The sequence below is a fragment of the Rhodococcus sp. NPDC060090 genome (assembly GCF_042729855.1).
Classification (GTDB): domain Bacteria; phylum Actinomycetota; class Actinomycetes; order Mycobacteriales; family Mycobacteriaceae; genus Rhodococcus.
In genome coordinates, this window is sequence record NZ_JBHWXB010000030.1 from 1 (window position 1) to 15,571 (window position 15,571).

13 protein-coding genes are annotated in these 15,571 nt (G+C 67.5%); 5 read left to right on the forward strand and 8 right to left on the reverse strand.

Annotated features, from left to right (window positions below):
* Nucleotides 1-278: 278 nt before the first annotated feature.
* From ACFWCF_RS25565 to ptsP, 3 genes are all read right to left on the reverse strand, one after another.
* On the reverse strand, nucleotides 279-1,421 hold the full coding sequence (locus ACFWCF_RS25565; protein ID WP_378567711.1) for an acyl-CoA dehydrogenase family protein: 1,143 nt from the start codon (nucleotides 1,419-1,421) through the stop codon (nucleotides 279-281).
* A gap of 105 nt (nucleotides 1,422-1,526) precedes the next feature.
* Entirely contained in the window at nucleotides 1,527-2,816 is a 1,290-nt protein-coding gene (locus ACFWCF_RS25570; protein WP_378567714.1) for a uracil-xanthine permease family protein, read from the reverse strand.
* A gap of 71 nt (nucleotides 2,817-2,887) precedes the next feature.
* A complete protein-coding gene (gene ptsP / locus ACFWCF_RS25575) occupies nucleotides 2,888-4,555 on the reverse strand; it encodes a phosphoenolpyruvate--protein phosphotransferase (protein WP_378567717.1) in 1,668 nt (555 codons plus the stop codon).
* Nucleotides 4,556-4,666: 111 nt separating this feature from the next.
* Here ptsP and ACFWCF_RS25580 point away from each other — a divergent pair, with 111 nt between their 5' ends.
* Genes ACFWCF_RS25580 through ACFWCF_RS25595 form a run of 4 tightly spaced genes read left to right on the forward strand, consistent with a single transcriptional unit; the run spans nucleotide 4,667 to nucleotide 8,812 of the window.
* Nucleotides 4,667-5,434, forward strand: coding sequence for a DeoR/GlpR family DNA-binding transcription regulator (locus ACFWCF_RS25580; protein WP_378567720.1), 768 nt, complete (start codon nucleotides 4,667-4,669; stop codon nucleotides 5,432-5,434).
* Complete coding sequence (gene pfkB / locus ACFWCF_RS25585; RefSeq protein WP_378567723.1) at nucleotides 5,431-6,441, forward strand: 1-phosphofructokinase; 1,011 nt, start codon at nucleotides 5,431-5,433, stop codon at nucleotides 6,439-6,441. The genes ACFWCF_RS25580 and pfkB overlap by 4 nt, the downstream gene beginning before the upstream one ends.
* The gene (locus tag ACFWCF_RS25590) at nucleotides 6,441-8,528 is read left to right on the forward strand and encodes a fructose-specific PTS transporter subunit EIIC (protein ID WP_378567726.1); all 2,088 of its coding nucleotides are present in this window, start codon (nucleotides 6,441-6,443) and stop codon (nucleotides 8,526-8,528) included. Before pfkB ends, ACFWCF_RS25590 begins: the two co-directional genes overlap by 1 nt.
* A 26-nt stretch (nucleotides 8,529-8,554) precedes the next feature.
* Nucleotides 8,555-8,812, forward strand: coding sequence for an HPr family phosphocarrier protein (locus ACFWCF_RS25595; protein ID WP_378491110.1), 258 nt, complete (start codon nucleotides 8,555-8,557; stop codon nucleotides 8,810-8,812).
* Nucleotides 8,813-8,846: 34 nt separating this feature from the next.
* Here ACFWCF_RS25595 and ACFWCF_RS25600 read toward each other — a convergent pair whose 3' ends face one another.
* The 5 genes from ACFWCF_RS25600 to ACFWCF_RS25620 form a co-directional block, all read right to left on the reverse strand.
* Nucleotides 8,847-9,908: a hypothetical protein gene (locus tag ACFWCF_RS25600; protein WP_378567729.1), complete on the reverse strand. Its 1,062-nt coding sequence runs from the start codon at nucleotides 9,906-9,908 to the stop codon at nucleotides 8,847-8,849.
* On the reverse strand, nucleotides 9,908-11,371 hold the full coding sequence (hflX, locus tag ACFWCF_RS25605; RefSeq protein ID WP_378567732.1) for a GTPase HflX: 1,464 nt from the start codon (nucleotides 11,369-11,371) through the stop codon (nucleotides 9,908-9,910). The genes ACFWCF_RS25600 and hflX overlap by 1 nt, the downstream gene beginning before the upstream one ends.
* A gap of 73 nt (nucleotides 11,372-11,444) precedes the next feature.
* The gene (dapF, locus tag ACFWCF_RS25610) at nucleotides 11,445-12,311 is read right to left on the reverse strand and encodes a diaminopimelate epimerase (protein ID WP_378567735.1); all 867 of its coding nucleotides are present in this window, start codon (nucleotides 12,309-12,311) and stop codon (nucleotides 11,445-11,447) included.
* A 10-nt stretch (nucleotides 12,312-12,321) separates the two neighbouring features.
* Nucleotides 12,322-13,275 (reverse strand): tRNA (adenosine(37)-N6)-dimethylallyltransferase MiaA, encoded by a 954-nt coding sequence (gene miaA / locus ACFWCF_RS25615; RefSeq protein WP_378567792.1) that lies wholly within the window; start codon nucleotides 13,273-13,275, stop codon nucleotides 12,322-12,324.
* Nucleotides 13,263-13,994, reverse strand: coding sequence for a hypothetical protein (locus tag ACFWCF_RS25620; protein WP_378567738.1), 732 nt, complete (start codon nucleotides 13,992-13,994; stop codon nucleotides 13,263-13,265). Before ACFWCF_RS25620 ends, miaA begins: the two co-directional genes overlap by 13 nt.
* Nucleotides 13,995-14,133: 139 nt before the next feature.
* Between ACFWCF_RS25620 and ACFWCF_RS25625 the strand changes: the two genes are divergently transcribed.
* Nucleotides 14,134-15,567, forward strand: coding sequence for a DUF349 domain-containing protein (locus ACFWCF_RS25625; protein ID WP_378567741.1), 1,434 nt, complete (start codon nucleotides 14,134-14,136; stop codon nucleotides 15,565-15,567).
* Nucleotides 15,568-15,571: the final 4 nt, after the last annotated feature.

Genomic DNA, 15,571 nt, shown 5'->3' on the forward strand with positions numbered 1-15,571 from the left:
CGACCGACAGGGCGTCACCCGGCCCGCCCGGGACGCCGTCCGGCTCCCTCGTGGTGGCCCGTTCGGAGAACGACCGGATCGATCCCCGGGCAGTCGGCCCGTTCCGGCTCCCGGAGACCGAGCGCACATCGCTCCGGCGCACCGCCGAGGAGGCCGTCCAGTGCCTCGGCCGGTCCGGGATCGCCTCGGACCTGGTCGAGAGCCCCAGCGGGCGCCCCCGGATCCAGGTCGTCGGCAACGACCCCGAACGGGTGCGTCGGCAATCAGCAGCGCAGCGATCAGATATTCAGACCGCGGCCGATGACCTCCTTCATGATCTCGTTCGTACCGCCGTAGATCTTCTGGACCCGAGAATCGAGGTACGCCTTCGCAATCGGGTACTCACGCATGTAGCCGTAGCCGCCGTGCAGCTGGAGACAGCGGTCGATGAGCTCGACCTGCTTGTCCGTGGTCCAGTACTTGGCCATCGCAGCCTCCTGGACGGTGAGGGCACCGGCATTGAGCAGTTCGATGCACTTGTCCACGAACACCCGAGCGAGCAGGGTTTCCGTGGACAGCTCAGCGAGCTCGAATCGGCTGTTCTGGAACTTCCCGATCGGCTTTCCGAACGCCTTGCGATCACGGCAGTACTGGATCGTGTCCTCGAGTACCCGCTCCATCGCGGCGGCCGCGACCACAGCGATCGAGAGCCGCTCCTGAGGCAAGTTCTGCATCAGATAGATGAAGCCGAGACCTTCCTCGCCGAGCAGGTTGGTGGCCGGGACGCGCACATCGGTGAAGTTGAGCTCGGCGGTGTCCTGCGCGTCGAGCCCGATCTTGTCGAGATTGCGGCCGCGCTCGAAGCCCGGCATTCCGCGCTCGACGACGAGCAGGGAGAAGCCCTGCGCGCCCTTCTCGGGGTCGGTACAGGCGACAACGATCACCAGGTCGGCGTTGATTCCGTTGGTGATGAACGTCTTGGATCCGTTGAGGATCCAGTCGTCACCGTCGCGCACCGCGCGGGTCTTGATGCTCTGGAGGTCGCTGCCGGTGCCGGGCTCGGTCATCGCGATGGCAGTGATGATCTCGCCCGAACAGAACCCGGGGAGCCACCGCTTCTTCTGTTCCTCGTTCGAGAGGTTGAGCAGGTACGGCGCCACCACATCGTTGTGCAGCATGAAACCGACGCCGCTGTATCCACCGCGGGTGGTCTCCTCGGTCAGGACCACGTTGTAGCGGAAGTCGTCGACACCTCCACCCCCGAACTCCTCGGGTACCGCCATGCCCAGAAAGCCCTGTGCGCCGGCCTTCTTCCACACTTCGCGGTCGACGATCTTGTCCTTCTCCCACTGCTCATGGAAAGGGGCCACCTCCTGTTCGAGGAACTTCCGGTACGACTCACGGAAAAGGTCGTGTTCGGGCTCGAAAAGGGTGCGTTCCATCTGTGCTCCTGCCAGTGATGACGTGGACACATTCACGGTATGCACACGAATGCACGGTGACGCTGACAGGAGCGAGCAGATTTTGTGACCGGGACAACCGTCATCTCAGCGCCGCAGATCGGCCAATCGACGCAGCAGCGGGTAGGCGACGAGGATTCCCGTCGAGCCCCATGCGATTCCGCCGAGCTCGATCGATCCGATCGACAGCGTCAGATCCCCGATACCTGCGACGAGCGCGGCCGCAACGACGGTGAGGTTCACCGGATCGGTGAAGTCGATCTTCGCGTCCATCCAGATCCGCACGCCCAGGAGCCCGATCAACCCGTAGAGGACGAGCGTGGCCCCACCGAGGACACCGTCGGGCACCGTGAACACGAGTGCTCCGAACTTCGGGGAGAACGCCAGGACCACTGCGGTCAGCGCCGCGACCCAGTACGCAGCCGTCGAGTACACGCGGGTCGCCGCCATCACCCCGATGTTCTCGGCGTACGTGGTGGTACCGGATCCGCCGCCGCAACCCGCGAGTGTGGTGGCGAGCCCGTCGGCGAACAGTGCATCGCCCGCGACGTCGTCGAGGTTGCGGCCCGTCATCGCGGCCACCGCCTTGACGTGGCCTACGTTCTCGGCGACCAGGACGATGACCACGGGCAGAGCCAGTAGCACGACCGACAATTCGAAGGTCGGCGCGCGCAACTCCGGCAGACCGAACCACGCCGCGGCTTTCAGTGCGTCGACCCGATCGGGCGCGAGCCCTCCGGTGACCCACGCGAAGACCCATCCGACGACCACGCCCACGAGAATGCCGAGCCTGCCGAGAAGACCGCGCCCGAGCACCGTGACCACGAGGATCGAGAAGAGGGTCACGGCACCGATCAGCGGTTGCGCCTCGAACGATCCGGCTGCGGTCGGTGCGAGATTGAGTCCGATCAATGCGACCACCGCACCCGTGACGACCGGGGGCATCACGGCGTCGATCACGCGCGAGCCGAGTGCCTTGACGATCAGACCGATGACGGCGAGCACGACGCCGGCCGCGACGATGCCGCCGAGCTGCGCGGCAGGACCGCTCCCGGCAGAAGCCGACAGGGGCGCGATGAACGCGAACGAGGATCCGAGATAACTCGGTACGCGCCCTCGGGTGATGAGCAGGAACAGCACGGTGCCGATGCCCGAGAACAGCAACGTGGTGGTCACCGGGAATCCGGTGATGGTGGGCACGAGCAACGTGGCGCCGAACATGGCGATCACGTGTTGCATCCCGATGCCGACGGTACGCGGCCACGACAGTCGCTCGTCGGGAGCGACGACCGCACCGGCGTTGATCTGCTTCCCGTCGCCGTGCAGTTCCCAACCGAATCCCTTGTTGCGGCTCTGCGGCCGCACGCGTTCACTCACGACGAGAATCGTAGACCGCGGCGGATGCATGCAGCATCGGCGGAGAAGTCGGCGCCGTGCGCTGTCCCTCGTCAGCCGAGGATGCTCGTTGCCGCAGCACGCGCCGCCACGGGATCATCGACGGCCAGGACTGCATGCGCGGCCTCCCGGCACTGCTGCACGGTGACCGACGACAGTCGCGCACCGACGGCGGCGACGGCCGATGCTGCACAGGACAGTGATGTCACACCCATTCCTGCGAGCACGCACGCGAGCAGTGGATCGGCCGCGGCTTCTCCGCACACTCCCACCGGCTTTCCCGCGGCCGCGCCCGCTTCCGATGTACGTGCGACCAGGGCCAGGACTGCCGGCTGCCAGGCATCGGTCAACGCTGCCAATTGCGGTGACATTCGGTCTGCCGCCATTGTGTACTGCGCGAGGTCGTTCGTTCCGATCGACAGGAAGTCGACGTGAGCGAGCATCCTGTCTGCGAGCAGGGCCGCGGAGGGCACTTCGATCATCACTCCGGGCACCAGGTTTCTGGCTCGGACCTGCTCGGCGAACGCCGCTGCCTCCGCCACCGTGGCAATCATCGGTGCCATCACCCACGGTGTCGCACCGGTGCGCGCCGCGGCCGCGGCGACGGCATCGAGTTGCCTTTCGAGAATTCCGGGTGCAGCTGCAGCAATGCGGATACCGCGCATACCCAGGGCGGGGTTGTGTTCGTCCGGATGGTCGGCGAACCGCAGCGGTTTGTCGGAACCCGCATCGAGGGTCCGGAGCACCACCTTCCGGCCCTGATAGGCGTCGAAGACCTCGGCGTAGATGGCGGTCTGCTCGTCGACCGTCGGTTCTGCGTCGCGATCGAGGAAGCACAATTCGGTGCGGAACAGGCCGATACCTTCGGCCTGGGTCGAGCGGGCGGTGCGGGCACCCGCACCGTCCTGAATGTTCGCGAGGATCGCGATCGGTTGCCCGTCGGATGTTGCTCCGGGGCCGGTCCACGCGCCCATGCGGGCACGTTCGGCGTGATCCCGCGCCACGGCCGCGTCGGCTTCGTCGCGGTCGGGTGCGACGACGATACGTCCGGTTGCGCCGTCGACCAGCACGGCGGTTCCGGGATCGATCCCGTCGAGGCCCGCTGCGGCGACGATGCATGGGATGCCCAGTTGGCGCGCGATGATGGCGGTATGGCTGGTCGGTCCGCCGAGCATCGTGACAATTCCGACGATGCGCGTGGGATCGAGAGCGGCTGTGTCTGCGGGTGCGAGGTCATCGGCCAGGAGAACCGAGGGGACGTCGGGTAGTTCGATACCCGGTTCGGGGTCGCCGTTCAGTTCTGCCAGAACACGGTCGCGGATATCGAGCAGATCGGTGACCCGCTCCGCCTGCAGTCCACCGATCTTCTGGAAGAGCGTGACGAACTGTCCCGTTGCGCCGGCGGCGGCGGCCGGTGCTTCGGATCCGGACCGGATCAGTGCGTCGGCGGCCGCGCGCCACGCGCGGTCCTCTGCGAGTACCGCGTTGGCCTGCAGCACTTCCGCGGCAGCCCCCGATGCATGCATGGCTCGTGCCCTCAATCGGTCCGCCACCACTGCAGCAGCGGTCTCGAACCGAGCGCACTCCGCTTCGCGCGCGGTATCCGGAACGATCTGTGTCGACGGAGCGATCTGCGGACGCGGCGCCGGACGGATGACCGGCCCATACCCGACCCCGGGCACCACCGGCGTTCCCTGCAGAACTGGAGCCTCGTTCATCATTCCTTCTCCTCACCACCGGGCAACTGTGATCCAGATTACTCGTAGGTATTGACATGTCAACACATACGGGCGTAAAACAACATTATCCAACATTCATTCCAAGGGGCTCGGGTGTACGCAGAAGAACGCCAGCAGGCGATTGCGGATCTGGTCGCACGTCACGGACGCGTGTCCGTGACCGACGTCGCCGAACGCTACGACGTCACGGCGGAGACCGTGCGGCGCGACCTCGCGCTACTCGAACGGCTCGGACACGTCCGGCGCGTCCACGGCGGAGCTGTTCCCGCCACGGCGCTCACGATGTCCGAGCCCGGCCTCGCCGAACGAGAGAACACCCGCGCGGGTCACAAAGACCGGATCGCAGCGGCAGCAGCGAACTTCCTACCCGGCGCGGGAGGCAGCATCATCCTCGATGCGGGCACCACCACGAGCAGAATCGCCGCCATCCTGCCGAGCGAGACCGACGTCACCGTCGCTACCAATTCGGTTCCTATCGCAGCGCGCCTGGCAGGTATCGGGTCGATACACCTGCACCTGATCGGCGGCCGTGTCCGCGGCACAACCCAGGCCGCTGTCGGGCCCGAGGCCCTCCGCTTCCTGGACATCCTCAATGTGGATGTGGCGTTCATCGGCACCAACGCCCTCACGATCGAGCACGGTCTGTCCACCCCGGATGCAGACGAAGCGGCCGTCAAGCGCGCGATGGTGCAGCGCGCCGATCGGGTGGTGGTGGTCGCGGATTCGTCGAAGATCGGACGGCGGCACCTGCTGAGCTTCGCGCCGCTCGAGGCCGTCGATGTCCTGGTCACCGACACCGATCTGGCCGACGCCGACCGAGAGCGCCTGACGGAACACGGTATCGAGGTGGTGACAGCATGATCGTCACCCTGACAGCCAATCCCAGCCTGGACCGCACTGTCGATCTGGACGGACCACTCGTGCGCGGCGCCGTGCACCGCGCGGGCGCGGCATCCGTCGATCCCGGCGGCAAGGGCATCAATGTCGCGCGGGTCCTGCATCGGACGGGTCACGACGTTCTGGCCGTGCTGCCCGGCAACCCCCGGGACCCACTGCTCGCAGCCCTGGACGAACGCGGAATCCGGTATCACGCCGTACCTACGTCCGGGCACGCTCGCACCAATATCACCATCGCCGAATCCGACGGCACCACGACGAAACTCAACGAGCCCGGCGCCCCGTGTTCTGCTGCCACCCGAACGGAACTTCTCTCCGCAGTGGTCGCCAACGCCGTGGCCGAAGGATGGGTGGTGCTGTCCGGCTCGATTCCCCCCGGTGTTCCCGATGCGTTCTATGCCGATGTTGTGCGCGCACTCCGGCCCACCGGCTGTCGCGTGGCAGTCGACACGTCGGATTCTCCGTTGCTGGCGCTGGCAGCTGCCTTCCCGGATGCCGCACCCGACCTCATCAAACCGAACTCCGACGAGCTCGCGCAGCTCACAGGATCGGACGCGAAGACACTCGAGCACGATGCGGCGCTCGGCAACGTCGGGCCCGTCGCGAAGGCGGGACGGATGCTCCTCGCACAGGGCGTAGGAGCAGTGCTGGCCACACTCGGGCGTGCCGGCGCCGTGTTGATCACGCCCGACGGAGCGTGGCGGGCCACTCCCCCACCGGTCGTCACACGAAGCACCGTCGGCGCGGGGGATTCGTCACTCGCCGGCTATCTCATCGCCGAGCGCGAAGGCGCCGCTCCGGCCGACCGACTTCGCTACGCCGTTGCCTACGGCAGCGCCGCAGTCGCCCTACCCGGTACCCGCATTCCCGGACCCGATTCCGTCGAGCCCTCCGCGGTGTCGATCGAACCGATACCGGACGACCCGCTCCCATCGCACACCGCCCACTCCCCCCTCCCTAAGGACATGTGATGCCAGACATCGCTTCCGGCCCCGGCCCAGTTCCGGCGGTCATCACCGCGGAGCTCATCACGCTCGACTCCGACCTCGGTGTCGACAAGGACTCGGTGATCGCGGCGCTCGCGGGCAGACTGGCGAACGCAGGTCGCGCTACGGACAGCGACGCCCTCACCACCGCGGTGCTCGAGCGCGAGGCCAAGTCGGCGACCGGGTTGCCCGGAGGGATCGCGATCCCCCACTGCCGCCACTCCGCGATCACCACCGCCTCGCTCGGATTCGCCCGGCTGTCACCGAAAGTCGACTTCGGCGCCCCCGACGGCCCTGCCGACCTGGTGTTCCTCATCGCAGCCCCCGAGGCCGCCGGCCAAGACCACATGAGGCTACTCACCGCCCTGGCTCGCGCCCTCGTCCGACCCGAATTCGTGGCGTCGCTTCGCGACGCGCCCGACACCGACGCGGTCGTCGCTCTCGTCGAGGGGGTTCTCCCTGCTCCCGCCGACGCTGCTGCTGCTCCCATGGAGAACACTCCTCCCGCCGAGACCGCACCGGCCACCACCGCACAACCCCTCGCTGCGGATGCGGAACCCGACACGACCGCACCGTCCGAACACACGGTGGTCGCCGTCACCGCGTGCCCGACCGGAATCGCCCACACGTACATGGCAGCCGATGCGCTCACCGCCGCCGCCGATCGCGCCGGCGTCACCCTGCGGGTCGAGACACAGGGTTCCAGTGGAAGCACACCGATTCCGCCGTCCGTCATCGCAGCCGCCGATGCCGTGATCTTCGCAACCGACGTCGGGGTCAAGGGCAAGGCGCGGTTTGCAGGCAAACCGGTGATCGCCTCGGGTGTCAAGCGGGCGATCAACGAACCCGATGCGATGGTGGCCGAAGCCGTGCGTGCGGCAACCGATCCGGCGGCCTCGCGCGTCGAAGCAGGTACAGCGCACACCACCGCAGACACCGATGCCGTGGAGCTCGGATGGGGCACACGGCTGCGGCAGATCCTGCTCACCGGCGTCAGCTACATGATTCCGTTCGTCGCGGCCGGCGGTCTGCTCATCGCTCTCGGATTCCTGCTCGGCGGCTACGACATCTCCGAATCCGCCGCCACGATCGTGGTGGACAATTCGTTGACGAACCTGCCCGGCGGCGGGCTGGCAACGTACCTCGGCGCCGTGCTCTATCAGATCGGTTCGCTCGCTTTCTCGTTCCTCGTACCCGCACTTGCCGGGTACATCGCCTACGCCATTGCCGACCGACCCGGACTCGCCCCCGGATTCACAGCGGGCGCGGTCGCGGTGTTCGTCGGGGCCGGGTTCATCGGCGGTCTGGTCGGCGGCATCATCGCAGGCTTCGCGGCACTGTGGGTCGGTCGCATCCCCTTGCCCACCTGGGCGCGTGGCCTGATGCCTGTGGTGATCATTCCTCTTCTCGCGAGTCTGATCGTCGGTGCCGCGATGTTCCTCGTGCTCGGTCGACCGCTCGCCGCGATCACCACCGGACTGACGGATTGGCTCAACGGCCTGTCCGGCGGTTCCGCCGTCGCACTCGGCGTCATTCTCGGCCTCATGATGTGCTTCGACCTAGGAGGGCCGGTCAACAAGGCCGCATACGCATTCGCCGTGGCAGGCCTCGATGTGAGCAACCACGCCTCATTGCAGATCATGGCCGCTGTGATGGCGGCCGGAATGGTGCCGCCGCTTGCGATGGCACTGTCGTCACTCGTGCGTCCACGTCTCTACAGCACCGCAGAACGCGAGAACGGCAAGGCAGCATGGCTGCTCGGTGCGTCGTTCATCTCCGAGGGCGCGATTCCCTTCGCGGCGGCGGACCCGTTCCGGGTGATCCCGTCGATGATGGTCGGCGGCGCTGTCACCGGAGGAATCATCATGGCCACCGACGTGACGTTGAGCGCACCGCACGGCGGCGTCTTCGTGATCTTTGCGATGGACCGCGTGGTGTGGTTCTTCATCGCGCTCGCCGTGGGAACCGTGCTCGCTGCGCTCTGCGTCACCCTTGCCAAGGCGTTCACCCGTCCCGATTCCAGCCCCACGACAACGGCGACCGAAACACAACCGACCATCGCCCGATCCTGATTCACCCACCAACAGAAGGAGTTCTGATGCCCGTCAACACCGTCGAGGTCGGGTCGTCCATCGGCCTGCACGCGCGTCCCGCCGGGATCATCGCCGAAGCTGTCGTCGCCGCAGGAGTGCCGGTGACGCTGTCGGTCGACGGAGGCGAACCCGTCGATGCGGGTTCTGCCTTGATGATCATGACGCTCGGAGCCTCACAGGGAGTCGCAGTCACCGTCAGTTGCGACGACGAAAATGTTCTCTCGCAGGTCAGTGACCTCATCGCGGCCGATCTCGACGCCTGAGTCGGCGCGACGGCGGTGGTCCGTGTGGAGCGTCTCAGGTACGCCGGATGCGCCACCACAGAGCCACCGCCGCAGCCGCCACCACGACCGTTCCTACCGCGAGCGCGACCGGTCCGGCCTCGAACGATCCCGGGGTCGGCTCTGCGTCCGCCCCGGACTCCGCCGCGAAGTGGTCGGTCACTTCCTTCCACATCCGGATCGGGGGGCGCTCGCCGGTGACCGTGCCACCCTGGACGGTCGCCTCGGAACCGGTCAGCAGGTCGCCGGATTCGGTGAATGCCACCGCCTCCCCCTGCGGTTCGTCCGGAACCGGCACGCGGAGCACGGGACCCCTACCCAACGCACTCGCGATATCTGCATCGGGTGCATGGAACAGAAAGACGTCGGTGTAGGTGCGCACCGCCGCGACCGTCCCGTCGACACTGACCGCACCGCCGGTGATCAACGTCGACGATGCCCCGGGGAGCGGGCCTCCGGGGGTATCGGTAGGTCCTAGGGAAAGGGAACCGACCTTCTCCAGCGGTACCGGGCCCGGTGTCTCCAATTGCTCGACCGTGCGACCGCGCGCCGGCCGGTAGATGCCACTCGCACCGAACAGCGACTTGGTGATGATCAACGGTTCACCGCTCGCAGACACCAGTACGGCCTCCGCATCGCGCGGGCCGTCCGGGTAGCTCAGGCGATACAGGTCGCCCGCTCCGCTGTCCGGATCGAGTGAGATCAGCGCGACTGTCTGTCGGGCCGAGGTGTTGTCGCCGATGTCCGCGAGCCACAGCCTGCCGTCGGGACCGGCCGCGAGATCCTCGATGTCGTAGGGGTCCACGGGTACCGGGAGCCGTTGAACGACTCCGCACTTTGCGTCCAGTTCGACCACCGACTCGTCGACACCCGCGTCGGGTGTCGCGAACAACCGCCCGCCCACCTGGGCGAGACCCGACAGTTCGTCGAGGGCCGGATCGTCCGGTGTGCACAGGGCTTCCGACGGAAAGTCCGCGACCGGGACTTCTGCGGTATCCGCCGCGGCGTGCTGCGCACTCGGTACGGCGACCGCGAGCGCGACGGCACCGACGGCACCGACGGCGCGCAGCGAACGCATCAGGCGGCGTACTCGTCCAACGCGGAGGCGAGTGCCCGCGGAACCTTGGCGTGCACACGCGTGCCGTCCGCCTCGTGCGCGGACTGGAGGATCTGCCCGTCCGAATGGATCCGAGAAAGCAGATCTCCTCGGGTGTACGGCACGAGGACCTTGATCTCCACGTCCGGGTCCTCGAGCAGTCGCCCGAGCCGTTCGTGGAGCTCCTCGATGCCCTCACCGGTGTGCGCCGACACGAACACCGAGTCGGTCAGGAGTCCTCGCAGCTGGGTCAGAGTGACCGGGTCGGCCGCATCGATCTTGTTGACGACCATCAATTCGGGTGGCGGGGGGCCGTCGGACTCGCGCAGAACATCGGTCAGGACCTCGCGGACCGCCTTGATCTGCTCGGTCGGCAGTGGATCGGATCCGTCGACCACGTGCAACAGCACGTCGGCGTCGGCCACCTCTTCGAGCGTGGACCGGAATGCCTCCACCAGCTGAGTGGGCAGGTGACGCACGAATCCGACCGTGTCGGTCAGGACGAATTCCCGGCCGTCGGGCAATGTCGCGCGCCGTGTCGTGGGATCCAGCGTGGCGAACAGTGCGTTCTCCACCAGGACACCCGAACCGGTGAGCAGATTGAGCAGGCTCGACTTGCCTGCGTTGGTGTAGCCGACGATCGCGACGGACGGGATCCTGTTGCGCAGGCGGCGGGTCCGCTTCGTGTCGCGGGCGGCCTTCATCCCCTTGATCTCGCGGCGCAGCTTCGCCATTCGTTCCCGGATACGGCGCCGGTCGGTTTCGATCTTGGTTTCACCGGGACCGCGGAGACCCACGCCACCGTTGCTCCCGGCACGACCGCCCGCCTGACGCGACATCGACTCGCCCCAGCCTCGCAGTCGCGGCAGCATGTACTCCATCTGCGCGAGCGAGACCTGGGCCTTGCCCTCACGTGATGTCGCGTGCTGGGCGAAGATGTCGAGGATGAGCGCCGTCCGGTCGATGACCTTGACCTTGACGACCTTCTCCAGGGCGGTGAGCTGTGCGGGAGTGAGTTCACCGTCGCAGATCACCGTGTCGGCGCCGGTGGCGAGCACGACCTCGCGCAGCTCCTCTGCCTTGCCCGAACCGATGTAGGTGGCGGCGTCCGGCTTGTCGCGACGCTGCACCATCCCTTCGAGCACGTCGGAGCCTGCGGTTTCGGCGAGTGCGGCGAGTTCGGCGAGGCTCGCGTCGGCCTGGGCGGCACTGCCTCCCGTCCATACACCGACCAGCACGACCCGTTCGAGCCGGAGCTGCCGGTATTCGACCTCGGTGATGTCTTCGAGTTCAGTGGACAGACCCGCCACGCGCCGTAGCGCGCTGCGGTCTTCGAGCTGCATCTCGCCCACCGATGGATCGTCGTGAGCCCAGCCTTCGGGACCGTCGTACCCGGTGCGATCGGTGTCGTCTGTCGTGTTGCGAGTGCGCGATGTGTTCGTCATACAACTTCTATCGTCCCACGAAGCCCGATTCGGTGCATTCGAGTTTTTTCGGACGTCCCCATATGGTGCGTGCTCATGCAAGCGCCGACCACCAGTCGTCGCTGATCGTGCCCTGTGCGACCAGCACCGACGGCCCCCGCAACCAGGCGTGCTCGTCCTCGATCCGTACCTCGACGGTGCCCCCGGGAATCCGTACTCGCACCACACCTCCGGAGGCGCCGTCGTGCCTCAGGGCTGCTGCCGCAGCCGCGACCGTGCCGGTGCCGCACGAGCGGGTCTCGCCGACCCCTCGCTCGTGGACACGCATGTCGACCGCACCCGACTCGATCGGGGTCAGGAACTCGATGTTGACGCCCTGAGGGAAGAACCCGGGATCGTATCCGGGCGAGGTGAGGTCGAGGGCGGCGAGGCTCGCGCGGGTCAGATGCGGATCGACGCAGGCCAGATGCGGGTTGCCGACGTCGATACCGATTCCGGGATAGACGCGGCCGTCCAGGGTGGCGGACGACTCGCCGAGTTGCTCCACGAGGCCCATCTCGACGGTGACCTCGCCCGCGACCGGGCCGGTCGCGTGGACCTGAACGGGCTTGCCCCCGGCCCTCGACCCGACGACGAAGTTTTTCCGGTTCTCGAGTCCCCGGGCGGTGAGATAGTGCGCGAACACCCGTACCCCGTTGCCGCACATTTCGGCGATCGATCCGTCGGCGTTGCGGTAATCCATGAACCAGTCGTCGGCGCTCGCACCCTCCGGAGCCGCGTCGAGCAGACCGGATTCCACCAGCGCTCCGGTACGGGCGACACGCAGCACACCGTCGGCTCCGAGTCCGCGACGTCGATCGCACAGTGCTGTGATCCGGTCGGGCGTGAGAGTCAGCCGGGCATCGGGATCGGGGAGGATGACGAAATCGTTCTCGGTGCCGTGACCTTTGCTGAACTCCATGCCGTCAACCTTAGCGAGGGCGCCGCTCTCCGTCGGTGCAGGACTCGACGACCCGCAGCCCGTCGGCGGTCAAGTTCGGTTCGGCTCCGTCGAGCCAATGAATCCGGTGGTCGCGGCGGAACCACGACCGCTGCCGACGGACATACCGCCTGGTTCCGATGAACGTCCGTTCGCGGGCGTGGTCGAGGTCGTACTCGCCCTCCAGATACGCGAGGACCTGTGCGTATCCGATCGCGCGGGGCGCCGTGACGCCCTCGCGCAGTCCGCGGTCGACCAGTGCGTGCACCTCGTCGACGAGTCCGAGTTCGAACATGAGATCGGTGCGCTTCGCGATGCGCTCGTCGAGGACCGTCGTGTCGCGGTCGACGCCGAGGATGACCGTGCCCCATCGTGGGTCGCCGACGGTCGGTTGCGACGCCGCGAAGGGAAGACCGGTCAGTTCGACGACTTCCAGCGCGCGGACGATACGTCGCCCGTCTGTCGGCAGGATCGTCTCGGCCGCCGCGGGGTCGGCCCTGCGTAGCGCTTCGTGCACAGCGGCCACTCCCCCGTCGGCGAGAACGGCTTCCCATTTCGCGCGGACCTCGGGGTCGGTCGCGGGGAACTGCCACTCGTCGAGCAGGGACTGCACGTACATCATCGACCCACCGACGACGATCGGCACTCGGCCACTCGCGAGGATGCGTTCGACGTCGGCGGCGGCAGCCTCCTGGTAGCGCGCGACCGTCGCGGTCTCCGTTACATCGAGGACGTCCAACTGGTGATGCGCGATGCCGCGCCGCTCGTCGATCGGCAGTTTCGCGGTGCCGATGTTCATGCCGCGGTACTGCTGCATCGCGTCGATGTTGACGATCTCGCCGTCGAGTGCTTCCGCGAGGTCCAAACCGAGATCCGACTTTCCGGTGGCGGTCGGGCCCACCACAGCGATCGGGCGGGGGTGTCCCGGAGTGCTCACGGGCGCCAGATCCCCACGTGATATCCCACACCGTACGGTGCAGCGCTGTACTCGATCGTCGCTTCGGACGGGGGCTCGGTGAACGCCCCGGCGAGGACCTGCCACGCGGCACGACCCCCGAGCGCGATCTCTTCGCACACTCTGCCGTCGAGAGCGGCCAGACCGTGCGGATCTCCTGCGGCGAGAGCTGCACCCAGACTCTCTTCGACCGCGGCGGACCTCTCGTCGAATGCGCCGGGTGCCTTCGCTGTCAGTGTTGCGGCGCCGTCGGCGACGACGAGCAACCCGCGTCGTGTCGCGTCGGCGTCGAGGCGTGCTCGTAACGTCTTTCCCAGTTGTGCGCACTCGGCCGGATCCGTGTCGTGAGCGAGGACATGCACGTCGGCACGGGCTCCGGTTGCTGTGCGCTCGCGAAGCCATCCGGCGATGAGCGCGGTGAGCGGCATGCCGGCGTCGGGTATGCCGGTGGTAGCACCGCTTGCCGGTGCGAGGGCAACACGGACATCGGCACCGAATCCGCGGAACGTGCCGACGGCATCGGACGGGACGTCCGCCGCTCCCGCTTCCGCGCCCACCACGATCCATTCGTCGGCGTCACCGATCCGGCGCGCCGCGTCGAGTACAGCGTGTCGTAGGTCGTCGGTCTCGGAAGCAGCGAGCCCAACCAATTCGGGCACGAGAAGAGGCGGGGAAGGCACGAACACCGCAGCGATCAACACATCGGCCACGGTAGTCGACCGGACCCGGAGCCCCGCAGCCGCGCGACCTGTTTCAATAGGGGCGGACGTGATCACGGATGCCCGTGACCGGACCTGCGGTAAGCGATGCGATCAGGCAGCCGTGCCGCGCGGCAGAGATGAGGTAGCGATGACCGACCCGAACGCACAGGACCCGACACCCCAGCAGGTGTCCGGCACACCGCCGCGTCCGGCTCCCCCGAAGCCCGGCGCCCCACGTCCGGGAGCGCCGAAACCCGCACCGGCCGAGCATGCGTCCGACGCGGAGCATTCCGATTCGGAGCACGCCCAACCCAAACCGCATCCGGTCCCGGGTCAGACGCATCCGCACGCTCCTGCAGTTCCGGCGAGCGATCCGAGCAAGTTCGGACGAGTCGACGACGACGGCACCGCATGGGTTCTGACCGCCGACGGCGAGCGGTGCATCGGTTCGTGGCAGGCAGGCAACGCCGCCGAGGGCCTCGAGCACTTCGGTCGGCGCTACGACGACCTCGCTACCGAGGTCGCGCTGTTGGAGACGCGTCTTGCGTCGGGCTCCGGTGATGCCAAGAAGACCCGTGTGGCGGCCGAGGCGCTCATCGAGTCGTTGCCGACTGTCGCGGTGATCGGTGACCTGGACGCTCTCGCGACACGATTGGCAGGGGTGATCGAGGAGTCCGAGAAGGCCGCGGTCGCCCAGAAACAGGAGAAGGAACAGCACCGCGCGGAGGCCACCGCCCGCAAGGAAGCGCTCGCGGCCGAAGCCGAGGAGATCGGCGCCGACTCGACGCATTGGAAGGCCGCGGGCGACCGCCTGCGCGAGATCCTCGATGAGTGGAAGTCGATCCGCGGTGTCGACCGCAAGACCGACGACGTGCTGTGGCGCCGGTATTCGAAGGCGCGAGAGGCCTTCAACCGTCGCCGTGGAGCTCACTTCGCCGAGCTCGATCGTGAACGGGCCTCGGCGAAGACCAAGAAGGAAGAACTCGTCGTGCGCGCCGAGGCACTGCAGGATTCGACCGACTGGGGTGCAACCGCCGCAGCCTTCCGGGATCTGCTTGCCGAGTGGAAGGCGTCGGGACGTGCCCCGCGCGAAGCCGACGACCAGCTGTGGAAGCGGTTCAAGGGCGCGCAGGACGTCTTCTTCGCCGCGCGCAATGCCGCGTCCGCCGAACGCGACGCCGAGTTCGAGGACAATGCCCGCGCGAAGGAGGCTCTGCTCGAGTCGGCGGCGACCATCGATCCGGCGGCGGGCCTGGAGGCGGCTCGTACCCGACTGCGCGAACTGCAGGAGCGGTGGGAGGCGATCGGCAAGGTTCCGCGCGACCGGATGCAGGATCTCGAGGGCCGCTTGCGCGCGATCGAGAAGCGCGTCCGCGAAGCGTCCGACACCGAGTGGCGGCGTACCGATCCGGAAGCGCTGGCCCGTGCCGCGCAGTTCCGCGAACGAGTCCAGCAGTTCGAGGAGCAGGCGGAGAAGGCCCGGGCGAAGGGCCGCACCAAGGATGCCGATGCGGCGCTCGCGCAGGCCGCACAGTGGCGGGAGTGGGCGGAAGCCGCGGAAGGCGCCGTCGGCGAACGCTGACCAC

Bases quoted from the DNA above. Each gene is read 5' to 3' on its own strand.
- ACFWCF_RS25590 (WP_378567726.1), top strand. From the start codon at position 6,441: ATGCCAGACATCGCTTCCGGCCCCGGCCCAGTTCCGGCGGTCATCACC.
- ACFWCF_RS25625 (WP_378567741.1), top strand. From the start codon at position 14,134: ATGACCGACCCGAACGCACAGGACCCGACACCCCAGCAGGTGTCCGGC.
- dapF (WP_378567735.1), bottom strand. From the start codon at position 12,311: ATGGAGTTCAGCAAAGGTCACGGCACCGAGAACGATTTCGTCATCCTC.
- ACFWCF_RS25595 (WP_378491110.1), top strand. From the start codon at position 8,555: ATGCCCGTCAACACCGTCGAGGTCGGGTCGTCCATCGGCCTGCACGCG.
- ACFWCF_RS25565 (WP_378567711.1), bottom strand. From the start codon at position 1,421: ATGGAACGCACCCTTTTCGAGCCCGAACACGACCTTTTCCGTGAGTCG.
- ptsP (WP_378567717.1), bottom strand. From the start codon at position 4,555: ATGATGAACGAGGCTCCAGTTCTGCAGGGAACGCCGGTGGTGCCCGGG.
- ACFWCF_RS25600 (WP_378567729.1), bottom strand. From the start codon at position 9,908: ATGCGTTCGCTGCGCGCCGTCGGTGCCGTCGGTGCCGTCGCGCTCGCG.
- hflX (WP_378567732.1), bottom strand. From the start codon at position 11,371: ATGACGAACACATCGCGCACTCGCAACACGACAGACGACACCGATCGC.
- pfkB (WP_378567723.1), top strand. From the start codon at position 5,431: ATGATCGTCACCCTGACAGCCAATCCCAGCCTGGACCGCACTGTCGAT.